This window comes from Rhizobium sp. Root1334 (assembly GCF_001426665.1).
Classification (GTDB): domain Bacteria; phylum Pseudomonadota; class Alphaproteobacteria; order Rhizobiales; family Rhizobiaceae; genus Pararhizobium.
The window spans coordinates 1-6,551 of the sequence record NZ_LMEY01000021.1 but is presented as its reverse complement, the minus strand read 5'-3'; the positions used below and the strand labels follow the sequence as shown (position 1 = coordinate 6,551).

Sequence of the window (6,551 nt, the reverse complement as noted above, 5' to 3'; positions counted from 1 at the left end):
CTTGAGCAGAACACGCAGTTGCGTCGTATGATCGGCCGCTACGATGGCGCGTAAGCTCGAATCCAGCGGTGGTTGTTTTACAAGTTCTGTCCCAGATAAATTGAAAATTCGCACTGCTATCTTTTAGCGTAAATCATTAAAATGAACGTTATGAGCTGTCAAAGCCGAATAGGGCTGCGACGGTTCTGGCCAGTTAGATGCGACATTGGCGTCCGGCTTGCTCTGCCGGTCAGCCCCCGATCCGGCCGGCTGATCCCTGTTGCTAGGGCGGAGCTGGGGCGCGTGATAATGCGTTGCTGTTCTCTTTCGGCCTGCATCTCGGCAACGACCGACAGCATGTCGTCCGACCGCTTGTTGTCGACCACCTCGGGGCATTACACCGAGCCCAAGGTGTCAAAGGTCCTGTAAGGTAGGGTGAAGGTCTCATGCATAATCTCGACCCGCCCGTCCGGATAATCGCAGACAATCACCTTCTGGCCCGCCAGAGGCCTCGAAATCTCGCTCGGATTGAGAATGAACAGCCAAATAGCCATCCCCTCTAAAATAAGCTTCGATGCCACTATCGCCCTGTTGGCCGTTGTTGATCAAGCAATCGCGCTATAAAAAGCCTATCGCAGAGTCAAATGGCCGCGGGAATTGAAGAGGAACTGTCATGCCGACCGGTACTGTTAAATTTTTCAATGATGACAAGGGATTTGGTTTCATCACACCGGAGACTGGCGGAACGGATGTCTTCGTGCACGTGTCTGCTTTGCAGCAAGGCGGGTCGCTGAGAGAAGGTGACAAAGTCAGCTTCGAGGTTGGGCAGGATCGCAAGACCGGAAAGTCCAAGGCCGAGAACGTCAGCGTACTCTGACCGTTGACGAGTCGATTAGCCTGCCTATAAACTGGCAGGCTAACTGCACTCTACGTTTGCAGATTTACTGAAAATTCCGGCTTTTCACTTTCAGCGTATCGATGTGCAAATCGGGCACGAACATATCCCGCGGTTTCACACCCACTGGCCCCCGCTCGCGACTGTCCGGACTGCCCGGTGATCCATGCGCGAACTCATCCCCTCGCCCCGTCGGCAGCCTGAAACTGTCCCGCTCGCCTAGGCTCGACAGATCGCTGGTCAGATCGAACATCCGTTGCGCCACCAGATGCACAACGCCGCCTTCCCGCTGAATCTTGCCGTTTATCGCCATCATTGAGGATCCGAGCACGATGCGACGCTGCTTTTCAAAGAGGCTCGGCCATACGACGATATTGGCAACGCCTGTCTCATCCTCGATGGTCATGAACATGACGCCCTTGGCGCTTCCCGGCTTCTGGCGGACAAGAACAAGACCCGCCGTCATCAGCCAGCGACCGTCGCGGGCAGAGGTTGCCTCGGCGCAGGTGACGATGTTTCGGCGGGCGAGATCCTCGCGCAGGAAGCTGACGGGATGGGCTCGCAGAGTGACTCCCGTATGCCCGTAATCCTCGACGACATTGGCACCCTCCGTCATCTGCCGAAGCGCCACATCCGGTTCCTGCTGCTCGGCGATCACCGCCCGCTCGCGATCGGCAGCCGCGGCAAACAGCGGAAGGGGTTCGTCACGCAAGGCTTTGATCGCCCACAGCGCATCGCGTCTTTCAAGTTTGAGAGCCGGTCGAAACGCATCGGCTTCGGCCAGCTTGACCAGGGAGGCCGATGACACACCGGCGCGCCGCCACATATCGTCGATGGAAACGAAGGGTTCGTCGCCCCGCGCCACCGCGATTTTTGCCGCATCCTGTTCAGGCAGCCCCCTGACCAGGCGCATCCCGAGACGCACGGCATGGCGGTCGGTCCCATCGATCTCTTCGAGCGTGCAGTCCCACCGCGAACGATTGATGCAGACCGGCCGGATCGCAACCCCGTGGGCTCGGGCATCGGTGACGATCTGCGCCGGCGCGTAGAATCCCATCGGTTGCGCGTCGATGAGGGCGGCACAGAACACATCCGGATAATGGCATTTCACATAGGAGGAGGCGTAGGCGATGAGGGCAAAGGAGGCGGCATGGCTTTCCGGAAAGCCGTAGGAGCCAAAGCCCTCGAGCTGCGAGAAGGTCTTTTCGGCGAAATCCTCGGTGTAGCCGTTCTTCACCATTCCCTGGACAAGCTTGTCCTTGAACTTGCTGACCCCGCCGGTGAACTTGAATGTCGCCATTGAACGCCTTAGCGCATCGGCCTCGCCGGCCGTAAAGCCGGCACAGACGATCGCCACCTTCATCGCGCTCTCCTGAAATAACGGCACGCCCAGCGTCTTGCCGAGAACAGCCTCCAGTTCCGGCTTGGGATAGACGACCGCCTCCTTGCCTTCGCGCCTTCTCAGGTAAGGATGCACCATGTCGCCCTGGATCGGACCGGGACGAACGATGGCCACCTGAATGACCAGGTCGTAATAGGTCTGGGGTTTCAGCCGCGGCAGCATCGACATCTGCGCGCGCGATTCGATCTGGAAGGTGCCGAGCGTGTCGGCCTTGCGGATCATCGCATAAGTGGCCGGGTCCTCCTGCTCGATAGTGGCGAGATCAAGCTTCACTCCCTTGTGCTCTTCCAGCAATGCAAAGCCCTTGGCCATGCAGGTCAACATGCCTAAGGCCAGCACGTCCACCTTCATGAACTTGAGCGCCTCGATATCGTCCTTGTCCCATTCAATGGTCTGGCGATCCTCCATCCGGGCCTGCTCGATTGGCACCAGTTCGTCGAGCCGGTCATTGGTCAGGACGAAGCCGCCGGGATGCTGGCCCAGGTGACGCGGCGCGCCCATTAGTTGCTGCGCCAGCTCCAATGTCAGCCGCAGGCGGCGGTCGGACATGTTCATGTTCAGCTCGTTGACCTGCTTTTCACCGACGCCCTCCTTGCTCCAACCCCAGACGCCTGAAGACAGCGCCGTGATCATGTCTTCGGGCAGGCCGAGCACCTTTCCGACATCGCGAAGCGCACCCTTGGAACGGTAGCGGGTGACGGTGGCGCAAAGCGCAGCCTTTTGGCGGCCATAGGTCTTGTAGATCCACTGGATCACCTCTTCGCGCCTGGCATGTTCGAAATCGACGTCGATGTCGGGTGGCTCGTTGCGCTCGGCTGAGATAAAGCGCTCGAACAGCAGATCGTTTGCGGCCGGATCGATCGCCGTGATCCCCAGCACGTAACAGACGGCGGAATTGGCGGCACTTCCGCGACCCTGGCAAAGAATATCCTGAGATCGCGCAAAGCGGACGATGCTGTAAACCGTCAGGAAATACGGCGCGTAGTCGAGCTTGCGGATCAGGTCGAGTTCGTGATTGAGGGTCTTCACCACGTCGTCAGGCACCCCCTCGGGGTAGCGGTCGCGAACGCCCTCCCAGGTGACTTTTTCCAACGTCTGCTGCGCCGTCAGCCCGGGGATGATTGCTTCCTCCGGATATTGGTAGGTGAGCTCGTTCATGTCGAAACGACAGCGGTCGACAATCTCGCGGGTGCGGGCGAGAGCTTCTGGATAGCGGCTGAACAGCCGGTGCATTTCCTCCGGCGGCTTGAGAAAACGATCGGCATGCCGTTCGCGCAGGAAGCCGGCCCGGTCGATGGTGGTACGATGGCGAATGCAGGTGACGACATCTTGTAATTGCCGCCTGCCCGGCTCGTGAAACAGCACGTCATTGGTGACAACAGGCCGAACCTTGTGCCGGATCGCCAGACTGTTGAGCTCATGCAGGCGCAATTGGTCGTTCGGCCGCCGGCGCAGCGTCAGTGCCATATAGGCGCGGTCGCCAAAGATCTCCCTAACCTTGCGCAGCTGCACGGCACATGCATCATCGGCCTCATTGGGGATCAAGACAGCGAGCAGTCCCTCTGCGTAAAGGCCCACATCCGTCAGATCGAGGATGCAGTTACCCTTGCCGCCCCGCTCCTTGCCGAGCGACAGCAGGCGGCATAGCCTCGAATAGGCCGCCCGGTCCGTCGGATAGACCAGCATCGACATGCCGTCGGTCAGATCGAGCCTGCAGCCAACGACCAGCCGCACACCGGTTTCTTTCGCCGCTTCCCAGGCGCGCACGATGCCGGCAAGGCTGTTGCGATCGACGATGCCGAGCGCTTCAATGCCGAGTGCCTGGGCCGTGGCGAACAGCTCATCGCAGCCGGATGCACCACGCAGGAAGGAAAAATGACTGGTGACCTGGAGTTCAGCGTAGCGCATCAGCCATAGATCCCGTGCAAAAACCACTTGGCCGTTCCGGTTGCGGGGTCCACACCGTCGCCGGAGCGATAGACCCAGAAGCGATTGCCGTCCTCGTCCTCGACGGAATAATAATCCCTGACCGCCTCCATCTCGGAGGAACGGACCCACCACTCGCCGAATACCCGTTCCGGCCCGTCGCCACGCTTGATGCGCCGGCGTTTTCCCCGCCAGGTCATGGATGCCGGCGGATGATCGGGTGTGAGTGCAATGACCTCGATCCGTTCCGGGTGCGCCAGCATCCGGCTCGGCCGGGGCCAGCGGGTCGGCCAGGCCTGACCGAGTTTTTCGGAAACGGGGGAGACGCGCCCGACATTGCGCTCGGGAACGTCGCTTTCGACCGGCGCCAGCCGGTACATGCGTTGGCCACGGTTTCCAAAACTGTCGAGCAGCGGTGTGACGTCGACGATGGTTTCTTCGACCAGCGAGGAGATGGACTGCTTCTCCTCGAACGGTTCGATCATCGTCGCGGCAAGAGACAGTTTCTCGATGCCGAAACCGGGATCGATGTTTTCGATGCTGGAACAGAGAAGCTTTGTCAGACGGGGAATATCGCGCACCGGCTTTGCCGTGCCGGCGCGCAGGGACTGCAATGTGTTGTCGACGCGATAGATGATCAGATCGGCGCGGCGAACGCCCTGCCCGTGCGTCTCCAACGCGGCGCAGAGTTCGACCACCAGCTTGCCGATGTATTTGGCGATGGTTTCGGCCGCCCCGATCGGCTCGGAAAAGGATCTGATCACTTCGATCAGGTCCGCTGTGCGAATGGGATCGATCGGTTCGACGACGCGCCCGAACATCTGATCAAGCCTGCGGCCGACCCCCGGCCCAAAACGCAAAGCCAAAGGCGCCCGCGGCGTTGCCGACAGTTCGCCCACGGTCCGGAATCCGAGCACGGCCAGGCCGCTGACGATGTCGGGCGGCAGGCGAAGGCTGGAAATCGGCAGGTTGACGACAGCCTTGGCCGTCTCACCGACTGGGACGATGATCACCTCGCGCCGCGTGGCACGGGCAATGGCGTGGGCGCTGCCCCAGGTATCGGCGATGGCGCCGCGGGCCTGAAGACCATGTCCTCGCAGAGCGTTGACAAGACCAGTCAGCATCGGCAACTCGCCGCCGCGCAGATGGTCGGCACCCTCGGTATCCATGACGATGCCGTCCGGACTGTCGATCGCCACCACCGGCGTATATTGGCGAAGCATCCACAGCGCCAGGCGCTCGATCGCCGCGGCGTCACCGTTCGGGTCGGCATTGACCAGATGCAGGCCGGATATCATCGCCTGGGCTTTGGCGGCGGGCATGCCGATCCGCACACCCGCCTTGAATGCTGCGGCGTCGATTGCCGCGACGGGAAAGACTGATACGACCCGTGGCATCGCAGGCACCTATTTCAAATTCCGCGGCTTCTCCCGCTCTTGCTCTGATCAATTCCGCCAGCCACCGTGCCCGGCCGATGCCCGGCACGGGAAGCGGCTCGGAAGGCAGGACGCTGATGCGCCATCGCGTCGTGGCGGCCGTCGGCTGCCCGATGTCTGCTGCCTCCGTCGGGCGCCGCCATCGTCGAAGCGCAATGCCGATCGTTCCCGAAGCCTCGGCCGCCAGTTGCAGGCGCCGCGAGGCGGTCATCGGCAGGCGTACGAGCTCGGCAACGACGGCGCCAAGCCCGCCAAAACGCAGGCCTTCTTCGAAATTGGTGAGCACGTCCTCTTCCCGGTCGGCCTCGACATAGATCACCCGATCATGATGGAGCCCCGCCTGCGCCAATGCCGGCGCAAACAGATCCGGCCGTGTCAGGCACCAAAGGATGTCGCCCTTTGTGCGCGCGACAATCCCTGCGACAAACAGCGCGGCGGCGGCGCCATGCACCGCATCAGCGCCGCCACCGGCCACTTCGTGCAAGGCGCCGCAGGCCAACCCACCACCGGGCAGCCTTGCGTCGATCTCGGCAATCCCGAACGACAGCACCTCGCCCTTGCGCGCAGCTCCGCCTTCAAGCCGCCGGATGCGGTCTTGAAGCTCGGAAATGACGGGGTTGGCGGCAGTGATTGGCATCGGTTTCCAACGTCAAGAGTGCATTTGCGTAGCCCAGAAAAGGCTGATATGTTCTGTTTTTGTTCCTTAAGCGGTGATGAGTCAACGGGCAAGAATCGGGTGGACTGCAGTGATCATCACAACGCGGCTGTTGCGCAATCGATTCATCAAGCAGATTCAATCCGATGCGGAATGTGACGAAAAATTTCGTGGATGAGAAAATAGAGATATGGCCGGCCTGCTGACGCTCAGAGATTTCAAGGGAACGGTGATTACCGTCGAATGCAAGCCGTGCGG

General features: G+C 60.8%; 5 protein-coding genes and 1 pseudogene. 1 reads left to right on the top strand and 5 read right to left on the bottom strand.

From position 1 onward, the window contains the following. Positions 1–290 precede the first annotated feature (290 nt). Positions 291–521, bottom strand: a pseudogene (locus ASD36_RS30280) (ISNCY family transposase); the annotation flags it as partial. Between the two features lie 131 nt (positions 522–652). Between ASD36_RS30280 and ASD36_RS18475 the strand changes: the two are divergent. After that, the gene (locus tag ASD36_RS18475) at positions 653–856 is read left to right on the top strand and encodes a cold-shock protein (protein ID WP_060511813.1); all 204 of its coding nucleotides are present in this window, start codon (positions 653–655) and stop codon (positions 854–856) included. 64 nt (positions 857–920) lie between these two features. Here the strand turns inward: ASD36_RS18475 and ASD36_RS18470 are convergent, their stop codons facing one another. The 4 genes from ASD36_RS18470 to ASD36_RS31180 form a co-directional block, all read right to left on the bottom strand. Then, complete coding sequence (locus ASD36_RS18470; RefSeq protein WP_060511811.1) at positions 921–4,184, bottom strand: error-prone DNA polymerase; 3,264 nt, start codon at positions 4,182–4,184, stop codon at positions 921–923. After that, on the bottom strand, positions 4,184–5,524 hold the full coding sequence (locus tag ASD36_RS18465; RefSeq protein WP_244489859.1) for a DNA polymerase Y family protein: 1,341 nt from the start codon (positions 5,522–5,524) through the stop codon (positions 4,184–4,186). The genes ASD36_RS18470 and ASD36_RS18465 overlap by 1 nt, the downstream gene beginning before the upstream one ends. Beyond that, entirely contained in the window at positions 5,457–6,275 is an 819-nt protein-coding gene (locus tag ASD36_RS18460; protein ID WP_244489858.1) for an ImuA family protein, read from the bottom strand. Before ASD36_RS18460 ends, ASD36_RS18465 begins: the two co-directional genes overlap by 68 nt. Continuing rightward, a partial coding sequence (locus tag ASD36_RS31180) for a hypothetical protein (protein WP_210173794.1) occupies positions 6,214–6,551 on the bottom strand: 338 nt, incomplete at its 5' end. The genes ASD36_RS18460 and ASD36_RS31180, both read right to left, overlap by 62 nt.